Annotated in this window: 19 protein-coding genes and 1 other RNA gene; 18 read left to right on the top strand and 2 right to left on the bottom strand. The window is 37.9% G+C overall.

Annotated elements, in window-relative coordinates:
* Positions 1-2: 2 nt before the first annotated feature.
* From NLJ82_RS25225 to eno, 10 genes are all read left to right on the top strand, one after another.
* Positions 3-1223, top strand: coding sequence for an ABC transporter permease (locus NLJ82_RS25225; RefSeq protein WP_001243603.1), 1221 nt, complete (start codon positions 3-5; stop codon positions 1221-1223).
* An 18-nt stretch (positions 1224-1241) separates the two neighbouring features.
* Positions 1242-1439 (top strand): hypothetical protein, encoded by a 198-nt coding sequence (locus NLJ82_RS25220; RefSeq protein ID WP_001210631.1) that lies wholly within the window; start codon positions 1242-1244, stop codon positions 1437-1439.
* Between the two features lie 299 nt (positions 1440-1738).
* A complete protein-coding gene (rpoN, locus tag NLJ82_RS25215) occupies positions 1739-3046 on the top strand; it encodes an RNA polymerase factor sigma-54 (RefSeq protein WP_000647974.1) in 1308 nt (435 codons plus the stop codon).
* 9 nt (positions 3047-3055) lie between these two features.
* Entirely contained in the window at positions 3056-3301 is a 246-nt protein-coding gene (locus NLJ82_RS25210; protein WP_000869740.1) for a glutaredoxin family protein, read from the top strand.
* A 135-nt stretch (positions 3302-3436) separates the two neighbouring features.
* On the top strand, positions 3437-4465 hold the full coding sequence (gene cggR / locus NLJ82_RS25205; protein WP_001258187.1) for a gapA transcriptional regulator CggR: 1029 nt from the start codon (positions 3437-3439) through the stop codon (positions 4463-4465).
* A 26-nt stretch (positions 4466-4491) separates the two neighbouring features.
* Complete coding sequence (gene gap / locus NLJ82_RS25200; protein ID WP_000161231.1) at positions 4492-5496, top strand: type I glyceraldehyde-3-phosphate dehydrogenase; 1005 nt, start codon at positions 4492-4494, stop codon at positions 5494-5496.
* A gap of 139 nt (positions 5497-5635) precedes the next feature.
* Positions 5636-6820 (top strand): phosphoglycerate kinase, encoded by a 1185-nt coding sequence (locus tag NLJ82_RS25195; protein WP_001036342.1) that lies wholly within the window; start codon positions 5636-5638, stop codon positions 6818-6820.
* 32 nt (positions 6821-6852) lie between these two features.
* Positions 6853-7608 carry a triose-phosphate isomerase gene (tpiA, locus tag NLJ82_RS25190; protein ID WP_001231037.1) on the top strand — a complete coding sequence of 252 codons (756 nt, stop codon included), beginning with the start codon at positions 6853-6855 and terminating at the stop codon, positions 7606-7608.
* A complete protein-coding gene (gene gpmI / locus NLJ82_RS25185; RefSeq protein ID WP_001231150.1) occupies positions 7605-9134 on the top strand; it encodes a 2,3-bisphosphoglycerate-independent phosphoglycerate mutase in 1530 nt (509 codons plus the stop codon). The genes tpiA and gpmI overlap by 4 nt, the downstream gene beginning before the upstream one ends.
* 30 nt (positions 9135-9164) lie before the next feature.
* Positions 9165-10460, top strand: coding sequence for a phosphopyruvate hydratase (eno, locus tag NLJ82_RS25180; protein ID WP_000103957.1), 1296 nt, complete (start codon positions 9165-9167; stop codon positions 10458-10460).
* Positions 10461-10511: 51 nt separating this feature from the next.
* Here the strand turns inward: eno and NLJ82_RS25175 are convergent, their stop codons facing one another.
* On the bottom strand, positions 10512-11462 hold the full coding sequence (locus NLJ82_RS25175; RefSeq protein ID WP_001125027.1) for a nucleoside hydrolase: 951 nt from the start codon (positions 11460-11462) through the stop codon (positions 10512-10514).
* Between the two features lie 275 nt (positions 11463-11737).
* On the opposite strand from NLJ82_RS25175, the gene NLJ82_RS25170 reads away from it, so the two are divergent.
* The 7 genes from NLJ82_RS25170 to ssrA all read left to right on the top strand — a co-directional run bounded on the left by NLJ82_RS25170 (position 11738) and on the right by ssrA (position 17662).
* The gene (locus tag NLJ82_RS25170; RefSeq protein ID WP_000673222.1) at positions 11738-12106 is read left to right on the top strand and encodes a CidA/LrgA family holin-like protein; all 369 of its coding nucleotides are present in this window, start codon (positions 11738-11740) and stop codon (positions 12104-12106) included.
* A complete protein-coding gene (locus tag NLJ82_RS25165) occupies positions 12103-12795 on the top strand; it encodes an LrgB family protein (protein ID WP_000078304.1) in 693 nt (230 codons plus the stop codon). The genes NLJ82_RS25170 and NLJ82_RS25165 overlap by 4 nt, the downstream gene beginning before the upstream one ends.
* Before the next feature lie 94 nt (positions 12796-12889).
* The gene (gene secG, locus NLJ82_RS25160; protein ID WP_000557262.1) at positions 12890-13123 is read left to right on the top strand and encodes a preprotein translocase subunit SecG; all 234 of its coding nucleotides are present in this window, start codon (positions 12890-12892) and stop codon (positions 13121-13123) included.
* Positions 13124-13284: 161 nt separating this feature from the next.
* The gene (gene estA, locus NLJ82_RS25155; RefSeq protein WP_000761976.1) at positions 13285-14025 is read left to right on the top strand and encodes a carboxylesterase; all 741 of its coding nucleotides are present in this window, start codon (positions 13285-13287) and stop codon (positions 14023-14025) included.
* 142 nt (positions 14026-14167) lie between these two features.
* Positions 14168-16588 (top strand): ribonuclease R, encoded by a 2421-nt coding sequence (gene rnr / locus NLJ82_RS25150; protein WP_000391095.1) that lies wholly within the window; start codon positions 14168-14170, stop codon positions 16586-16588.
* 125 nt (positions 16589-16713) lie between these two features.
* Positions 16714-17181, top strand: coding sequence for an SsrA-binding protein (gene smpB / locus NLJ82_RS25145; RefSeq protein ID WP_001123901.1), 468 nt, complete (start codon positions 16714-16716; stop codon positions 17179-17181).
* Positions 17182-17307: 126 nt separating this feature from the next.
* Positions 17308-17662, top strand: a transfer-messenger RNA (tmRNA) gene (ssrA, locus tag NLJ82_RS25140).
* A 264-nt stretch (positions 17663-17926) separates the two neighbouring features.
* Here ssrA and NLJ82_RS25135 read toward each other — a convergent pair.
* A complete protein-coding gene (locus NLJ82_RS25135; protein ID WP_033670318.1) occupies positions 17927-18577 on the bottom strand; it encodes a CPBP family intramembrane glutamic endopeptidase in 651 nt (216 codons plus the stop codon).
* 264 nt (positions 18578-18841) lie between these two features.
* Here NLJ82_RS25135 and NLJ82_RS25130 point away from each other — a divergent pair, with 264 nt between their 5' ends.
* Positions 18842-19780, top strand: coding sequence for a DUF418 domain-containing protein (locus tag NLJ82_RS25130; protein ID WP_001168474.1), 939 nt, complete (start codon positions 18842-18844; stop codon positions 19778-19780).
* Positions 19781-19806: the final 26 nt, after the last annotated feature.

Raw genomic sequence — 19806 nt, 5'->3', positions numbered from 1 at the left:
TAATGAGGAATTTCTGGATTGTTTTAGGGCAAACGTACTGGGATCGTGTGAGGACGAAAATATTTATTGGGATGACATTGTTATTAATAGGAGGAGGGATATTCTTATTCTCTTTTCCAACTTTAGTACAAAAGTTTTCTGGAGAGAAAGAAAAAGCAAAGGTTGTATTTATTTCTGAAGCACCTAATGTTACGGTGGATCAATCTAATCTTAGTAAAGCTCTTCCGGAATGGGATTGGTCTTTAGGAGATGAAACAAAATTAAATCAATATAAGCAAGAATTGTTAGATAAGAAAATCGAAGCGCTCTTTATATTAAAAGAGGGCGTGGGCGCTGAACCAGTATTAGATTACTTTATGAAGCTGGATAATCCGAAGTTGATTCAAAGTGCACAGGTATTTGTACAAAATCAGTATTTTCAAAGTGCGGTAGTTAAACAACAGTTATCAGAAGAGGCTGTGAAATCACTGACGATGAACGTGCAAGCGAAAAAACAAAACTTAAATAACGAAGAAACAAGTTCGTTCTTACTAGTATATTTATTAGTAGCGATTATGTACTTAGCGATCACTTCATATGGAAATGCTATCGCGACAGCAGTTGCGTCAGAGAAGGCCTCACGTGTTATGGAAGTGATGGTCACAAAAGTATCTCCTGTCCATATGGTTTTCGGGAAAATTTTAGGAGTCGGTCTTGCTAGTTTGACACAGTTATTTATTTTCTTCCTTAGTATGGCGCTATATATTAAATCTGGAATTTTTAAGGTGTCGGATTCGTTTTTTGGAGTGAATATTGATGTGAATTTGATTACAGGTGAGCACGCTGCATATTTCTTGTTATATTTTGTTCTCGGTTACTTCGTTTATGCGGCACTTTTCGCAGTGTTTGGTTCGATGGTAAGCAGGCCAGAAGAATTATCCGGAACAACGATGCCAATCACCCTTATATTGATGGGAAGCTTAGTGGTGGAGTTATTAGTAGTACTTGATAACCCTGAAGGGCTAGTATCAAGGGTGACATCATATGTACCGTTTACAGCTCCGATTAGTATGGTAGTTAGGATTATTAATGGATCGGTTGGGAATTTAGAAATTATTACATCTATGGTTGTATTATTGGCTAGCATCAGCTTAATTGCTATGTTTGCAGCGAAGGTCTATCCAAAAGGTGTATTAAGAAGTGGTAAGAGCCTTAAATTTAGTCAATTGTTAAAAAATAATTAATTGTAGGGGGAATAAATAATGAGATTTTTTTCGAAAAGAAAACAAAAAATGATGGATAGTAGTGGCGAGAGAAGTGCGAAGAAAATAGTTGAGTTATCTGTGGAAGAGATGAGAGGAATTCAAGGAGCGTCTAGTGAATCGAACGATTATCTCTATGATTCCTATGTAATTAGGAATCAAAGTTCCTTAGCTTTAAATAAGAGGTTTCTTCCTTAATAGTAATCATAAAAGAGTAGTTAGGCATAGTGAAGAGTCACTATACCTAAACTGCTCTTTTTATTTTGGGATTGAAAAGAGATAAATTTAATGTTGTTATATATAAAATTAAAAGTTACTATTAGTACGTGGTAATAAAAAATAAGTTTAATATTTTCTTTCAATATTATTCAAATTTCGGTTGTAAGTTGTAAATCTCATTAATACATATAAATTAATAATATTTTGGAATGGGTGTCTGTGATAGCATTCTCCTTTTACCAAACTTATTGTACAATAGAAACAAGGGGGAGATTAGTTTGAAGGCAAGTCTTTTACAAGAACAAAGCTTACGTTTGGCAATGACACAAGAGTTAAGGCAAGCGATTACAATGCTCCAGTATAATGTACAAGAATTATCGGAGTTTTTGTATGAGCAATCGTTAGAGAATCCCCTTATTGAGTTAGGTGGTTTTGAGAGGGAGAAGAAAAAGAGCTCTAACAACAGTAAAAGTACCAGCAAACAAGTCGAGAATCAGATGGAAATCTACAGTGTGGATTCTACAACGATTCAGCAACATTTATTAAATCAAATACAGTATTATAAAATAGAGGAAGAAGAGCGAAAAGTAGCTTCTTTTATTATTATGAACATGGATGGAAATGGGTATTTACAAGAAACGAATGAAGAGTTAGCAAATCTTCTTTCCGTACCACTTCATGTAGTCGACCGCTCTGTAGAGCTTGTCCAATCACTGGAGCCAGCAGGGGTAGGAGCGCGTAATATTCAGGAATGTCTAACTTTACAATTGAAGCGCTTACAAAGACGGAATGGATTAGCAGAAGAGGTTGTAGAAGACCATTTCGCTTATTTCGTGAAGAAAGATTGGCGAAAGCTCGTTCAAGTGTTGAAGTGTAGTAATGAGGAATTGCAATCGGCGGTGAACTGTATTACGTCATTACAGCCGAAACCAGGTCTTGCGTTTTCTTCTGATAAACCACTTTATATTGTGCCTGATATGGCGGTGAAAAAAGATGGTGATCGTCTCGTTTTACAAATGAATGAGAGAAATATGCCGAGAATTGAAATTCATTCTGAATATAGTGCGCTTCTTAATAATAGTGAAAGTGAAGTAGCATCTTACGTTTCAGAAAAGTATCAGCATGTGCAGTGGATTATGCGTAGTTTGAAACAGAGAAAACAAACGCTTTTGCAAGTAATGACCATTATTATGGAAAAACAACGTGATTTCTTCTGGAAAGGTCCGGAGTATTTAAAGCCACTTGCTTTAAAAGAAGTAGCAGAAGAGTTAAGCGTGCATGAATCGACAATTAGTCGTGCAACGCGAAATAAATATGTGCAAACACCACACGGTTTATTTGAGATGAAATCGTTCTTTAGTAATGCCGTTTCGACTACTGAAGATGAAGCAGTTTCTACAAAGCGTGTAAAACAATTTATTCAAACGCTTGTTGAGGCAGAGAATAAGAAAAAGCCACTTTCAGATCAAAAGATTTCAAAATTGTTAGAAGAAGAGCATGAAATCGTTATTTCTCGAAGAACAGTGGCGAAGTATAGAGAGCAAATGCACATCCCAGCGTCGTCATTACGAAAAACAATCGGATAGGTGAAGAAGATGAAAGTTGTACTGTATACAAAAAATGATTGTGGCCTTTGCGTGAAGGCGAAACAAGTTTTACAGGAAGTACAATGTGAATATTCTTTTCAAATTGAGGAAATAGATATATATGAAGATAATGACCCTTTAGAAAAATATCACCTAATGATTCCGGTTGTAGAAATAGACGGAAAACAAGTAGAATATGGTAACATTCACAAAGGTGTCATAATAAACTATATAAAGAATGCAGTTAAGAGTTGAATAAGTTTCTATCTCCTGTTACAATAATACACGTAGCAGGGATTATTTTTTTAACCTATGTGGGACACAAAATGTCACTACGGGACGTAAAGTGACCACGAGGGAAAATGAACCGATGTAGTGAGGAGAAAAGATATGCGCTCATGGATTCAGAACACAAAAAAATTATTACCTGATCTGCTACCTGTTATGCAAACGAGAATGCAAATTCTTCAATACATTAGGCTCATGCAGCCAATTGGAAGAAGAAACTTATCAGCAAGTCTCGGTATGACAGAACGAGTATTGCGAAGTGAAGTTCAAGTTTTGAAAGAACAAAACTTAGTTCACGTCGCTTCTTCTGGAATGACATTGACAGAAGAAGGAACAGCTTTAGTTCTTGCTTTGGAAGACTTTATGAAAGAAATTTCCGGGTTAAAGGTTTTAGAAAAGCAACTTAAGGAAACATTAGACTTGGATGAAGTTTTCGTTGTCCCTGGTGATAGTGATGAATCACCTTGGGTCAAACTGGAGATGGGCCGTGCTTGTGTGACTTGTATAAAAGACCGTCTGACAGCGAATAATATCGTTGCTGTGGCTGGAGGGACTACGCTAGCTGCTGTTGCGGACATGATGCAGCTTGATTGCAAAGATTTACATATGCTATTTGTCCCAGCACGTGGTGGAATTGGAGAAGGCGTCGAGTTAGAAGCCAATACTATTTGTGCCAAGATGGCGCAAAATACGATGAGTAATTATCGCTTATTGTATGTTCCAGACCATGTTAGCAGCGAAGCATATGCGTCTATTGTGACAGAGCCTTCCGTGAAAGAAGTTCTTGAGTTGATTCGATCTTCCAATATCGTCATTCATGGAATAGGTGATGCGTTAACAATGGCACGTCGCAGAAATACTTCAGAAGCAGATTGGTTAAAGATTCAGGCAAGCGAAGCAGTTGGCGAAGCTTTCGGTTACTACTTTAATGAACAAGGAAATGTTGTTCATAAAGTAAGAACAGTTGGTATGCAACTAGAGGATTTACAAAATGTATCTCACGTTGTTGCAGTCGCTGGAGGTTCTTCAAAGGCAAAGGCAATACAGGCTGTAATTAAACAAGGGCACACTTCAATTCTAATTACAGATGAAGGTGCAGCAAAACAGTTAACAAAGGGTATTACCCTTTAATATAATCCCCCAAGGAGGAAATTCAAATGACTAAAATTGGTATTAATGGATTTGGACGTATCGGACGTAACGTATTCCGCGCAGCACTTAACAACCCAGAGGTAGAAGTAGTAGCAATCAACGACTTAACAGATGCTAAAACTTTAGCTCACCTTTTAAAATATGACACAGTTCACGGAACTTTAAACGCAGAAGTATCTGCTAACGAAAGCAGCATCGTTGTTAACGGTAAAGAAATTAAAGTTATCGCTGAGCGTGACCCAGCACAATTACCATGGAGCGACTACGGAGTAGAAATCGTAGTAGAATCTACTGGCCGTTTCACTAAAAAAGCAGACGCTGAAAAACACTTAGGTGGATCAGTTAAAAAAGTTATCATCTCAGCTCCAGCTTCTGACGAAGATATCACTGTAGTTATGGGTGTTAACCACGAACAATACGATGCAGCTAGCCACAACGTAGTATCTAACGCTTCTTGTACTACAAACTGCTTAGCTCCATTCGCTAAAGTATTAAACGAAAAATTCGGCGTAAAACGCGGAATGATGACAACAATTCACTCTTACACTAACGACCAACAAATCTTAGACTTACCACACAAAGATTTACGTCGTGCTCGTGCAGCAGCTGAAAACATGATCCCAACATCTACTGGTGCAGCTAAAGCAGTAGCATTAGTATTACCAGAACTTAAAGGTAAATTAAACGGTGGCGCTGTACGTGTTCCAACTGCTAACGTTTCTCTAGTTGACCTAGTTGTTGAACTTGATAAAGAAGTAACAGTTGAAGAAGTAAATGCAGCATTCAAAGCAGCAGCTGAAGGCGAATTAAAAGGTATCCTTGGATACAGCGAAGAGCCATTAGTATCTATCGACTATAACGGATGTACAGCTTCTTCTACAATCGATGCATTATCTACAATGGTAATGGAAGGTAACATGGTTAAAGTACTTTCTTGGTACGATAACGAAACTGGTTACTCTAACCGCGTAGTAGACCTAGCAGCTTACATGACTTCAAAAGGTCTTTAATTCTTAATTATATAAGTTATCAATGACAAAACGAGGGAGAGGGTTTGTTCCCTCTCTCTCTTCTTTCGTTTTAAAAGCAAATGTGTTAAGCTTTTGAGTGGGTTTTGTCAATCCTAACTAGTAGTCGGAGGGAAATCCAATGAACAAAAAATCAATTCGTGACGTAGATTTAAAAGGTAAGCGTGTATTTTGCCGCGTTGACTTCAACGTACCTATGAAAGAAGGCAAAATTACAGATGAAACTCGTATCCGTGCAGCTCTTCCTACAATTCAATATTTAGTAGAGCAAGGTGCGAAAGTTATTTTAGCAAGCCACTTAGGCCGTCCAAAAGGTCAAGTAGTAGAAGAATTACGTCTTACTCCAGTAGCAGCACGTTTAGGCGAGCTTCTTGGTAAAGATGTTAAAAAAGCAGACGAAGCATTCGGACCAGTTGCACAAGAAATGGTTGCAGCAATGAACGAAGGCGACGTATTAGTTCTTGAAAACGTACGTTTCTATGCGGGCGAAGAAAAGAACGATGCAGAACTTGCGAAAGAATTTGCAGCTCTTGCTGACATCTTCGTAAACGATGCATTCGGTGCAGCTCACCGTGCTCATGCTTCTACAGCAGGTATCGCGGACTACCTACCAGCAGTATCTGGTTTACTAATGGAAAAAGAGTTAGATGTTCTTGGAAAAGCACTTTCTAACCCAGATCGTCCATTCACAGCTATCATCGGTGGTGCGAAAGTAAAAGATAAAATCGGTGTAATTCGTCATCTATTAGACAAAGTAGATAACTTAATCATCGGTGGCGGACTTGCTTACACATTCGTTAAAGCTTTAGGTCATGAAATTGGTCTATCTCTATGTGAAGACGACAAGATTGAACTAGCAAAAGAATTTATGCAACTTGCAAAAGAAAAAGGCGTAAACTTCTACATGCCAGTTGATGTTGTAATCACTGAGGAATTCTCTGAAACTGCAACAACTAAAATCGTTGGTATCGACTCTATCCCTTCTAACTGGGAAGGCGTGGACATCGGTCCTAAAACACGTGAAATTTATGCAGATGTAATTAAAAACTCTAAGCTTGTTGTATGGAATGGACCAATGGGTGTATTCGAAATGACTCCATTCTCACAAGGTACAAAAGCAGTAGGACAAGCATTAGCAGATGCAGAAGGTACATACTCTGTTATCGGCGGTGGTGACTCTGCAGCAGCTGTTGAAAAATTCGGTATGGCTGATAAAATGAGCCACATTTCTACTGGCGGCGGTGCGTCATTAGAATTCATGGAAGGTAAAGAGCTTCCAGGTGTAGTTTGTCTTAACGACAAATAAGTAGCAGCCAAAGAAAAAGGACGGTGCAAAGCATGCGTAAACCAATTATCGCAGGTAACTGGAAAATGAATAAAACTCTATCTGAAGCAGTTAGCTTCGTAGAGGAAGTTAAAGGTCAAATCCCAGCAGCTTCAGCTGTTGATGCAGTAGTTTGCTCTCCAGCTCTATTCTTAGAGCGCCTTGTAGCAGCGACTGAAGGAACTGATTTACAAGTAGGTGCACAAAACATGCACTTCGAAAAAAATGGTGCATTCACTGGCGAAATTAGCCCAGTAGCACTTAGCGACTTAAAAGTTGGCTATGTAGTACTTGGCCACTCTGAGCGTCGTGAAATGTTTGCTGAAACAGATGAGTCAGTAAACAAAAAGACTATCGCAGCATTTGAACATGGTTTAACACCAATCGTATGTTGTGGTGAGACTTTAGAAGAGCGCGAAAGCGGAAAAACATTTGATCTAGTAGCAGGTCAAGTGACAAAAGCACTTGCAGGTTTAACTGAAGAGCAAGTTAAAGCAACTGTTATCGCTTATGAGCCAATCTGGGCTATCGGTACAGGTAAATCTTCTTCTTCTGCAGATGCAAACGAAGTATGTGCGCACATCCGTAAAGTTGTTGCAGAAGCTGTTTCTCCAGCTGCTGCAGAAGCTGTTCGTATCCAATACGGCGGTAGCGTAAAACCAGAAAACATTAAAGAGTACATGGCACAATCTGACATCGACGGCGCTTTAGTTGGCGGTGCTAGCTTAGAGCCTGCTTCGTTCTTAGGTCTTCTGGGGGCGGTAAAATGAGAAAGCCAACAGCTTTAATCATTCTTGACGGTTTCGGACTTCGTGAAGAAACTTACGGGAATGCTGTAGCACAAGCTAAGAAACCTAATTTTGATGGTTACTGGAACAAATTCCCTCACACAACGCTTACAGCTTGTGGCGAGGCAGTAGGTCTTCCAGAAGGTCAAATGGGTAACTCTGAGGTTGGTCACTTAAATATCGGTGCTGGCCGCATTGTATATCAAAGCTTAACACGCGTAAACGTTGCAATCCGTGAAGGTGAGTTCGATAAGAACGAAACGTTCCAAAGTGCAATTAAAAGCGTAAAAGAAAAAGGTACTGCACTTCATTTATTCGGTTTACTTTCTGACGGTGGTGTGCACAGTCACATGAACCACATGTTTGCTCTTCTTCGCTTAGCAGCTAAAGAAGGCGTTGAGAAAGTATACATTCATGCATTCTTAGATGGCCGCGATGTTGGACCAAAAACAGCACAAAGCTATATTGATGCAACAAATGAAGTAATTAAAGAAACAGGAGTAGGACAATTCGCGACTATCTCTGGTCGTTATTACTCCATGGACCGTGACAAGCGTTGGGATCGCGTAGAAAAATGTTACCGTGCTATGGTGAATGGTGAAGGACCTACTTATAAATCAGCAGAAGAGTGTGTAGAAGACTCTTATGCAAATGGTATCTACGATGAATTCGTATTGCCGTCTGTAATTGTTAACGAAGATAACACGCCAGTTGCAACAATCAATGATGATGATGCAGTTATCTTCTATAACTTCCGTCCAGACCGTGCAATTCAAATTGCTCGTGTATTTACAAACGAAGACTTCCGTGAGTTCGATCGTGGTGAAAAAGTACCTCACATTCCAGAATTCGTATGTATGACACACTTTAGTGAAACAGTAGATGGTTACGTGGCATTCAAGCCAATGAACCTTGATAACACTTTAGGTGAAGTTGTTGCGCAAGCGGGATTAAAGCAACTTCGCATCGCGGAAACTGAAAAGTATCCGCACGTTACATTCTTCTTTAGCGGTGGTCGTGAGGCTGAATTCCCAGGAGAAGAGCGTATCTTAATTAACTCACCGAAGGTTGCAACGTATGACTTGAAACCTGAAATGAGCATTTACGAAGTAACGGACGCTTTAGTAAATGAAATCGAAAATGATAAACATGATGTTATCATTCTTAACTTTGCGAACTGTGATATGGTTGGCCATTCTGGGATGATGGAACCAACAATTAAAGCAGTAGAAGCAACTGACGAATGTTTAGGAAAAGTTGTAGAAGCGATTCTTGCAAAAGATGGTGTGGCACTTATTACTGCTGACCATGGTAATGCTGACGAAGAATTAACTTCTGACGGAGAGCCAATGACAGCTCATACAACTAACCCGGTTCCTTTCATTGTTACTAAGAACGACGTAGAATTACGTGAAGGTGGTATCTTAGGTGATATCGCTCCAACTATGCTTACACTTCTTGGTGTTGAGCAACCGAAAGAAATGACAGGTAAAACAATTATTAAATAATTTGCTTATATAAAAAGGAGAGAATTTATTATGTCAACAATTATTGATGTTTATGCTCGCGAAGTCCTTGACTCTCGTGGTAACCCAACTGTAGAAGTAGAAGTTTACACAGAAAGCGGCGCTTTCGGACGCGCTATCGTACCAAGTGGTGCATCTACTGGTGAGCACGAAGCAGTAGAATTACGTGACGGTGACAAATCTCGTTACCTTGGTAAAGGTGTTGTTAACGCAGTAAACAACGTTAACGAAATTATCGCTCCAGAAATCGTTGGTTTCGACGTAACTGACCAAGCTGGTATCGACCGTGCTATGATCGAATTAGATGGCACTCCAAACAAAGGTAAACTAGGCGCTAACGCTATCCTTGGTGTATCTATGGCAGTAGCTCACGCAGCAGCTGACTTCGTAGGTCTTCCATTATACCGTTACCTTGGTGGATTCAATGCAAAACAATTACCAACTCCAATGATGAACATCATCAACGGTGGTTCTCACGCTGATAACAACGTAGACTTCCAAGAGTTCATGATCTTACCAGTTGGTGCTCCAACATTCAAAGAATCAATCCGTATGGGTGCTGAAGTATTCCATGCACTTAAAGCTGTATTACATGACAAAGGTCTTAACACTGCAGTAGGTGACGAAGGTGGATTCGCTCCAAACCTTGGTTCTAACCGTGAAGCATTAGAAGTAATCATCGAAGCTATTGAAAAAGCTGGTTACAAAGCTGGCGAGAACGTATTCTTAGGAATGGACGTTGCTTCTTCTGAGTTCTACAACAAAGAAACTGGTAAATATGACCTTGCAGGCGAAGGCCGTACTGGCTTAACTTCTGCAGAAATGGTTGATTTCTACGAAGAGCTTTGCAAAGACTTCCCAATCATCTCTATCGAAGATGGTTTAGACGAAAACGACTGGGATGGTCACAAATTATTAACTGAGCGTCTTGGAAGCAAAGTACAATTAGTTGGTGACGATTTATTCGTAACTAACACTCAAAAACTTGCTGAAGGTATCGAAAAAGGTATCTCTAACTCAATCTTAATTAAAGTTAACCAAATCGGTACTTTAACTGAGACTTTCGAAGCTATCGAAATGGCTAAACGTGCTGGTTACACAGCAGTTGTATCTCACCGTTCTGGTGAAACTGAAGATGCTACAATCGCTGACATCGCAGTTGCAACTAACGCTGGCCAAATCAAAACTGGTTCTATGAGCCGTACTGACCGTATTGCTAAGTACAACCAATTATTACGCATCGAAGACGAACTAGGCGAAATCGCTGTTTACGATGGTATCAAATCTTTCTACAACATCAAACGATAATTGTAGAAAATAACGACAGACCGTGAGAAATCACGGTCTGTTTTTTTTATGCTAAAATTGTTCTCCTGTCATAAGTGACATGAAATGTTTAAAGAAACTGTTATAATCAAAATCAATTGCAATTTGATGACCCGGCCAATCAATAAATGGTTTTTGGTTCACTAAAGAACGAAATTCCCCTATGCTTGCTCCTTGTGCAGAGGATTCTGTCATGACAACGATAGGGGATTTGTGATACGTAAACATAGAGTTATCAAGTAAAGCGAGTATTGGCATTGTGTCATGGAAGGGGCTACCCTTTAAATGTGGTAGAGCATTTTTATAATAGCCGTAGTAATAATGATCGAATAACGGTTTGACGAGTGGGGCTTTTCCTTTTGCTTCAATATACTCAGCCATTTCTGGTGTAATGATGGAATATTGGGTGACGTTTAATGGATAGATGTACATGTTAGGTGAGGATTGAAGGACTATATTAGCGGCAGTAGGGTCACCATAAAAGTTTGCTTCAGAAATAGGGGTGACATTACCAGGATGTAAAAAGGCACCGCCCATTACGTAGTAAGATTTAATTTGTTTCATTAACTGTTTGCACATGATAAATAAAATTGCTAGAGAGGTAAGTCTTCCTAAACTTACAATAATTAATTCATCTTTATACTGTTCAATAAGAGGAATCACTTCAAAGAAATTCTCCATTTCTCCGTTAGTCACATTCCCATTTGGAATAATTGGCCCAAGTCCTTGTTTCCCGTGTACATCTGTAAAAAAAGCAGGCGGGGCACCAGTAAGAGGGCGTTCTGAACCACCAAATATCTTAATATTTCTATTCCTTGTTTCATTCTTAAGAAAATGAGCATTTTGTACGGCCATCTCTTTTGGAACATTGCCGTAATCAGCAACAATACCGATGATTTCTATTTCATCGATAAAGAATGCTAAGAGGAGAGCCATCGTATCATCAATGCCAGGATCACAAAAAATAAGAACTTTTTTGGGCATATGTTCACCACCTATCTTGTTTATATATATGTAAGCTTAAAGGTAAAAAGATTATTTTATTGAAATAATAACCTTTAAAATTCAGAAAATAAAAACTTCTTATATTAGGTCAAGGTTTTTGACTTAATTTTCTGTTGAAAATGTAGTCATATCAAGGTTGTAAGCGTATAACATAGGCATTTTTTGCTGTCAAGTTGATAAATTGCAGCTTTTTACAATTTATACTATGATAAAGATATTAACAGAAGATCGTATAAACAAGAGGGATGATGAACATGAAATTTACAAAGATTCTTGTCCAAATTGCTGCTCTTTACGTTTTTTATATGGTTGGAACTTGGGTACAAGAAATGTTAAATATTCCGATCCCAGGAAGTTTGATTGGAATGTTCCTCTTACTTGTTTTACTTAGCCTAAAAGTTCTTCCAGTGAAATGGTTCGATTTAGGAGCAGAAACACTCGTTGCTATTATGCCGTTTTTATTAATTCCGCCAACGCTTGGCCTAATGAATTACGGTGCTTTTTTTATGAGTAAAGGAATTTCTCTTTTCATTACAGTTGTAGCGAGTACATTTTTAATTATTATTGTCGCAGGACATACAGGACAATATCTTGCGAATAGAAAGGAAAGAGAGTCGCGATGAGTCAAATATTAATCGGGATCGGTTGGGTTCTTTTTACGGTGCTATTATATCAATTATCTAAAAAAATCTATAAATTATTTCCAACACCATTCACCATTCCAATGCTTGTAGCAACAGGGTTAATGGCTTTCTTATTTATCGTGCTTGATATACCATATCAACATTATATGGAAAGTGGTGGTGGCTGGATTGCGAAGCTGCTTGGACCCGGTGTTGTAGCATTTGCAATTCCTCTTTATAAACAACGTCACGTTCTGCAAAAATATGTTGTACCGATTGCCGGTGGGGTACTAGTAGGTACAACAGTTGCCATTGCAAGTGATTTTGCTATTGCCTCACTTATGGGAACAGATAAAAGCTTAATTTTATCTTCTTTACCAAAGTCAGTGACAATGCCAGTTGCGATGAGTGTTTCAGAGCAAGTTGGTGGTGTGCCCTCATTAACAGCAGCTTTCGTTGTTATTGCAGGTATTACAGGAACGATTACGGGCCCACTTTTATTAAAATGGAGCCGCGTTACAAACTCAGTTGGTAAAGGGATCGGATTTGGATGTGCTTCTCATATTATGGGTGTGATGAGAGCGATGAAAAATAATGAACATGAAGGTGTTATTGGATCGGTAACAATGACATTAACAGCCATTTTGACATGTTTGCTCGGGCCGTTATTTGCAATGATGTTCATGTAATAGAAGAAAAGCGAGAGCAACCTTATAGCTCTCGCTTTTCTATAGAATTTATGCTACAGTTACAATAACTGAATCTTTGTAGGAGGTACGCCAAGTGCATACGTTATTATCCGTTTTACTTATTATTGTATCGATTTTAATGATTGTTATGGTACTTATGCAGTCTAGTAATAGCTCAGGCCTTTCAGGTGCAATTTCAGGCGGTGCAGAGCAATTATTTGGTAAGCAAAAAGCACGTGGAATTGAAGCGGTATTAAACCGTATTACAATTGTTTTAGCTGTATTGTTCTTCGCATTAACAATTGGTGTTACGTACTTAAACTTATAGAATTGAAAGAAGAAGCGTTAGTAAGATGTACTAATGGTTCTTCTTTTTTTGTTTTGCCATTTGAAAGATGTTTCTAATTAGATTATAGAAATATAAATATGGTACACTAGATATAGAAAGAATACGACTAGATTACAGAAGAGAAAGAGGAGAAGTACATGATGAAATTAGCATCTCCGAAACCATTTACATTTGAGGGTGGAGACCGCGCTGTTTTATTACTACATGGATTCACAGGAAACTCAGCTGATGTACGTATGTTAGGGCGTTTCTTAGAAAAGAAAGGCTACACTTGTCATGCGCCAATTTATAAAGGGCACGGAGTACCGCCAGAAGAGCTTGTTCATACAGGTCCTGAAGATTGGTGGCAAGATGTAACGGAGGCATATCAGCTTTTAAAAGATAAAGGGTTTGAGAAAATTGCTGTCGTTGGATTGTCACTTGGCGGCGTATTTTCACTAAAATTAGGTTATACAGTACCGGTTTTAGGTGTAGTACCAATGTGTGCACCAATGTATATTAAGAGTGAAGAAACGATGTACCAAGGTATATTGGCATATGCCCGCGAATATAAAAAGCGTGAGCAAAAATCACCAGAGCAAATAGAACAAGAAATGTTGGAATTCCAAAAGACACCGATGAATACATTAAAAGCATTACAACAATTAATTGCTGACGTACGTAACAATGTGGACATGATTTATGCACCAACATTTGTTGTACAAGCGCGTCATGATGAAATGATTAATACAGATAGTGCGAACATTATTTATAACGGTGTAGAATCAACGTTAAAAGACATTAAATGGTATGAAGACTCTACGCATGTCATTACACTTGATAAGCAGCGTGACGAGCTACATGAGGATGTATATAACTTCTTGGAGCAACTAGATTGGTAAGATCTAGTTGCCTCTTTTTTTCATAAGGAATTTTTTGTGAAAACTGTAAAAATCATAAGGGGCGTATTGAAGTTTCGCTTTATACATCCCCTATCTTTCGGATACACTAAATAATATAAGGTTTTAAAGGAGGTATTTTTGCTTGGAAGAAATCATACAAGAACATATTGATAAGTTGTTATTATTTATGAGAGAAGAAGCGTATAAACCGCTAACGATACAAGAGTTAGAAGAGGCATTTGGGATTGAAGGTTCTGAGGGCTTCAAAGATTTCGTAAAAGCACTTGTAACGATGGAAGAAAAGGGACTCGTTATTCGTACTCGTAGCAACCGTTACGGTCTTCCTGAAAAGATGAATTTAATACGTGGTAAGTTAATTGGACATGCACGTGGCTTTGCATTCGTTGTACCAGACGAAAAGAAAACAGGAGATGATGATCTTTTCATCCCGCCTACAGAATTAAACGGTGCACTTCATGGCGATACAGTATTAGCACGCCTTAGTTCCCAATCAAGTGGTTCGCGTCAAGAAGGTTCCATTGTACGCATTTTAGAACGCGGAACGAAAGAACTAGTTGGTACATATACAGAATCGAAAAACTTTGGATTTGTTATACCTGACAATAAACGCTGGACAAGTGACATTTTCGTATTGAAAAGCGCATCAATGGGTGCTGTAGAAGGTCATAAAGTAGTTGTGAAAATTACAAGCTATCCAGAGAATCGTTTAAGTGCTGAAGGTGAAGTTGTTCAAATTCTAGGTCATAAAAATGACCCAGGAGTAGATATTTTATCTGTTATTCATAAACATCACTTGCCTTTAGCGTTCCCTGAAGAAGTGATGGAACACGCAAACAGTGTACCAGAAACGATTTCAGAGGAAGATTTAAAAGATCGCCGTGACCTGCGTGACCAAATGATCGTAACGATTGACGGTGCAGACGCGAAAGATTTAGATGACGCTGTTACAGTAACGAAGCTTGAGAACGGTAACTATAAGCTTGGCGTTCACATTGCGGATGTAAGCCATTACGTTCAAGAAGGTTCTCCAATTGATGTAGAAGCAGCAGAAAGAGCGACGAGTGTGTATCTTGTTGACCGTGTAATCCCGATGATTCCGCATCGTCTATCTAACGGTATTTGTTCATTAAATCCGAAAGTAGACCGTCTGACGTTATCTTGTGAAATGGAAATCAATAATTTAGGTGACGTTGTTAAACACGAGATTTTTCAAAGTGTAATTAAAACGACAGAGCGTATGACGTATGCTGACGTAAGAAGCATTTTAGAAGATGAGGACGAAGAGTTAATGAAACGCTATGAGCCGCTCGTACCGATGTTTAAAGAGATGGGGCAATTAGCAAAAATTTTACGTGAAAAACGTATGCGCCGCGGGGCAATCGACTTTGACTTTAAAGAAGCGAAAGTATTAGTAGATGAAGAAGGAAAACCGACAGACGTTGTTATGCGTGATCGTTCTGTATCAGAGAAGTTAATTGAAGAATTTATGCTTGTCGCGAACGAAACAGTAGCAGAGCATTTCCACTGGATGAACGTACCATTTATGTACCGTGTCCATGAAGATCCGAAAGAAGATAAGTTAGAGCGTTTCTTCGAGTTTGTAACGAACTTCGGATATGCAGTAAAAGGACGTGCAAATGAAGTACACCCTCGTGCGCTACAACAAATTCTTGAAATGGTTCAAGGGCAACCAGAAGAAGTAGTCATTTCGACAGTAATGCTTCGTTCTATGAAGCAAGCACGTTACGATGCAGAAAGCTTAGGACATTTTGGTCTATCAACTGAGTTCTACACACATTTCACATCACCAATTCGTCGTTACCCAGATACGATTGTTCACAGATTGATTCGTGAATATATCATTAACGGTAAAGTCGATAATGAAACGCAAGCAAAATGGCGTGAAAAATTACCTGAGATTGCAGATCATTCTTCTAATATGGAACGCCGTGCTGTTGAAGCAGAACGTGAAACAGACGAAATGAAAAAAGCAGAGTATATGGTCGATAAGATCGGTGAAGAGTATGATGGTATGATTAGCTCTGTAACAAACTTCGGTTTATTCGTAGAGCTTCCAAATACAATTGAAGGTCTTGTACACGTTAGTTACTTAACGGATGATTACTATCGTTATGATGAGCAGCACTTCGCAATGATTGGAGAACGTACAGGTAACGTATTCCGCATCGGTGACGAAATTACAATTCGCGTTATTAACGTAAACAAAGACGAGCGTGCAATCGACTTTGAAATCGTTGGTATGAAAGGTACGCCTCGTCGTAAGTTCAAAGACCGCCCAGTCGTTATCGAACAGCCAAGAACAGGCAGAAAGAAACGCGGTGGACGTAGCGAGCGCAGTAATGAGCGCGGCGGAGAACGTGGCACAGGTAGAAAATTTGACCGTGGTGGCAAAGGTAAAGGAAGAGGATCTGCATCCGCGTCCGCTAGCCAACCAGGGAAAAAAGATGGTAACGGCAAGAAGAAAAAAGCATTCTTCGAAAACGTACCAGGATTCAAGAAGAAGAAGAAAAAGCGTAAGTAAGAAGAGGGTGGCTTCGCTTTGATGAAAAGCGGGGCCTTTTTCTTTTTATTGGTGACTTGAGAGCGAGCCACTTTCGCTTTTTGTTTACATTTGTTACAATAGTAAAAATAGAGGAGGGACGTTATATGCCAAAAGGTTCAGGTAAGGTTATCGCACAAAATAAAAAAGCATTTCATGATTATTTCATCGAAGAAACATACGAAGCAGGGCTTGTCCTTCAAGGAACGGAAATTAAGTCGATTCGCGCTGGACGCGTGAACTTGAAAGATGCGTTTGCACGTGTACATAATGGTGAAGTATGGGTTCATAATATGCATATTAGTACGTACGAGCAAGGAAATCGTTTCAACCACGATCCGCTTCGTACGAGAAAGTTACTTCTGCATAAAAAAGAAATTGATAAATTAGCAGGAGCTGCAAAAGAAACAGGATATGCATTAGTTCCACTAAAAATCTATTTGAAAAATGGATTTGCGAAAATGGCACTTGGTTTAGCAAAAGGTAAGAAACAATATGATAAGCGTCACGATTTAAAAGAGAAAGAAGCAAAACGTGAAATTGCACGCGCGTTCCGTGATCGTCAAAAGATGTAATACAGATATTTACATTTGTAAAACGGCGCGCGTATGTTATAATAACTTATGTAAGGTTGTTGCACATTGAAAAACAGCTCTTAGTAGCTATCACGAAATTTTCTTCGTATGCTCCATTTTTATCATGGGGACGTTACGGATTCGACAGGGATAGTTCGAGCTTAGGTTGCGAGTCGAGGGGATCGGCCTCGTTAAAACGTCAAAGCCTATAATTGGCAAACAAAACAATCTTTCTTTAGCTGCTTAATTGCACTAAAGGTTCCTCCCTCCATCGTCCATGTGGTAGGGTAAGGGACTCAAACTAAGTGGACTACGCCGGAGTTCGCCGTCTGAGGACAAAGGAAGAGAATAACCAGACTAGCAACTTGGAAGCCTGTCGATAGGCCGAAGAGTTCGCGAAATGCTAATATATCGACTACACTCGTAGAAGCTTAAGTGCCGATATTTTTGGACGTGGGTTCGACTCCCACCGTCTCCACCAATACATATTTGGTGGTTTTTTATTTTGTATGATATGAACCATAACTTTGCTAGGTTGGCGAGGTTATGGTTCTTTTTGTTTGTGGCAAATTTATGGTTCCAAAGATAGGAATCCAATAGTGAAAATGCATACCTTTATTTTATTAGCTTGATAGCGATATGATGCTATCCTTACATGTTCTGAATAAGAATAAGTAAAAAAAGAACCCTAAGGTTCTTTTTTTTGTTTATGTTATTGTTTGTTATTTATAAGTAGAGTTATTTTTTATTTAAAAAGCATTGGCAAAAAACCTAAAATATCGAAAACAAAGTGGCAAATCCAACTTACCCAAACACTCTTTGAATTTTTCCATATATAATTTAGTGCTAATCTAGCTGGGATTATAGTTATTAATAACTGCAGTGGCACGAAACCATAGGCAGGAATATGCCACAAAGCAAATAAAACACTACATATTATTGATGCTGTACCAAATTTCAATCCTAATTTTTGTAATGCAATAATTATATTCGTGCAAATCAACTCTTCGCCCATTAACATAAATGGTACACGGAATAAAATCATAGAAATACTTATTACTTCAGCGACAGAATTTTGAGTTGCAGGTTCAAAAATGTAGTTGAATATTGAGGTGGAACCCATACCCACGATAATCGTTAAAGGTATCCCCCAAAGTAATGTCTTAAAATTAAAATGTTTAAATTGCTCTAATGATATTTTACCTAAAAAATAGTATCCAATAATTCCACATAATATAAGATTCCATGAAGCTTCAATAATCATTCTTAATAATCCAGGTATACCCCCTACAAATGAAAAAAGTTGATATACAATGCCGGAAATGATTAATAACCCCAAAGCCAAAAGAGATTTTGAATCAATTTTCTTCTCAGTTTCTATAATCCTTGTTTCCACAATAACACCTTCTTTCTTATTGTTTTGTGAATTACAAATATATAGTAACATATATCCCTCCTAATTAATGGTGATTACAACGAGTACAATAATTTTTGTTTAATATCGTTGTATAATTGCGATAAATTTATGGTTCTAAATTCAAACAATTTTTCACTTCAGTATACAGCTACTATAAAGTTAAGGATTTCTTAAGAAAAACAAAAAAAAATAATAAGAAGATTATTTTATTATGAAAAAAAAACGAAATGAGGATTATTCATTGTGCAAAAAGAAAGAATTAGAATAATAGATGCTTTAAGAGGTTTTAGTTTATTAGGAATTTTATTAGCAAATGTTGTAATTTACAGTTATGGTGTCTTAGATACACCTAATGATCAAGTAAAAAAATTTATTAAGATTCTAACGGAAGGCAGTTTTATGCCAATCTTTACATTTCTATTTGGATACTCCCTTATAAAACTAGTGGAATCTTTAAAAAGAAGGAACAAGCACGTAAGATGGCATCTAACCAGAAGATTTGCAATGCTTATATTATTAGGTACTCTTCATGCTACTTTATGGCAAGGAGATGTTCTTCTCACATATGGCATCATTGGCTTTTTACTGTTGTTCATAATTGAAAAGAAACCAAGAACTTTAATAATGATCGGAATTTCTTTATTTTTACTATCAATAATTACTAATTCACAAACAATGCCACTATTCTTATTTGGCATGGCTGCTGCAAAAAAGAATGTATTTGTATGTGTAGAACAAGAATTTGTATGGTATAAAAGAGGACTTATTTTAATCCCAATCGCTTTGATTATGAAATATATTGGAATTATGCATTTTGAAAACAAATTGTCATTATTCGTATTGAATATTGGTTCATTACTTTTAGCAATAGGTTATATTGCAGCTTTTTCTTTGATATTTATCCATTTCTCTAAAATGAAAATTTTTAAATGGTTTGAAAATGTCGGAAAAACTTCATTAACAAATTATATTATGCAAACTGTTATTTTTATATGTGGATATCATATTGGGCTATTCAAAAATTTAGATTCAATCAGTTTGATTTTTGTTGCGTTTATAATCTATTCTATCCAATGTTTTATCAGTTCATTATATGTAAAGAAATATAAATATGGACCGTTGGAGAACTTACTTCGAAAATGGACTTATTGGTCATGGAAAACAACATCTAAAGCTTCTTAATTCATAGAAGAAACCTTTAAATTAAT

Origin of the sequence: Bacillus paranthracis, from assembly GCF_024296885.1 — a bacterium.
Classification (GTDB): Bacteria; Bacillota; Bacilli; order Bacillales; family Bacillaceae_G; genus Bacillus_A; species Bacillus_A paranthracis.
The sequence above is the reverse complement of the archived record's forward strand: the minus strand, read 5'-3'. Positions and strand labels throughout refer to the sequence as shown.

What these genes read in the sequence shown, in the direction of transcription:
- estA (WP_000761976.1), top strand. Translation starts at nt 13,285, where the DNA reads ATGAAATTAGCATCTCCGAAACCATTTACATTTGAGGGTGGAGACCGC.
- NLJ82_RS25210 (WP_000869740.1), top strand. Translation starts at nt 3,056, where the DNA reads ATGAAAGTTGTACTGTATACAAAAAATGATTGTGGCCTTTGCGTGAAG.
- NLJ82_RS25225 (WP_001243603.1), top strand. Translation starts at nt 3, where the DNA reads ATGAGGAATTTCTGGATTGTTTTAGGGCAAACGTACTGGGATCGTGTG.
- NLJ82_RS25170 (WP_000673222.1), top strand. Translation starts at nt 11,738, where the DNA reads ATGAAATTTACAAAGATTCTTGTCCAAATTGCTGCTCTTTACGTTTTT.
- NLJ82_RS25165 (WP_000078304.1), top strand. Translation starts at nt 12,103, where the DNA reads ATGAGTCAAATATTAATCGGGATCGGTTGGGTTCTTTTTACGGTGCTA.
- NLJ82_RS25195 (WP_001036342.1), top strand. Translation starts at nt 5,636, where the DNA reads ATGAACAAAAAATCAATTCGTGACGTAGATTTAAAAGGTAAGCGTGTA.
- tpiA (WP_001231037.1), top strand. Translation starts at nt 6,853, where the DNA reads ATGCGTAAACCAATTATCGCAGGTAACTGGAAAATGAATAAAACTCTA.
- eno (WP_000103957.1), top strand. Translation starts at nt 9,165, where the DNA reads ATGTCAACAATTATTGATGTTTATGCTCGCGAAGTCCTTGACTCTCGT.
- gpmI (WP_001231150.1), top strand. Translation starts at nt 7,605, where the DNA reads ATGAGAAAGCCAACAGCTTTAATCATTCTTGACGGTTTCGGACTTCGT.
- NLJ82_RS25220 (WP_001210631.1), top strand. Translation starts at nt 1,242, where the DNA reads ATGAGATTTTTTTCGAAAAGAAAACAAAAAATGATGGATAGTAGTGGC.
- cggR (WP_001258187.1), top strand. Translation starts at nt 3,437, where the DNA reads ATGCGCTCATGGATTCAGAACACAAAAAAATTATTACCTGATCTGCTA.
- NLJ82_RS25175 (WP_001125027.1), bottom strand. Translation starts at nt 11,462, where the DNA reads ATGCCCAAAAAAGTTCTTATTTTTTGTGATCCTGGCATTGATGATACG.
- gap (WP_000161231.1), top strand. Translation starts at nt 4,492, where the DNA reads ATGACTAAAATTGGTATTAATGGATTTGGACGTATCGGACGTAACGTA.
- smpB (WP_001123901.1), top strand. Translation starts at nt 16,714, where the DNA reads ATGCCAAAAGGTTCAGGTAAGGTTATCGCACAAAATAAAAAAGCATTT.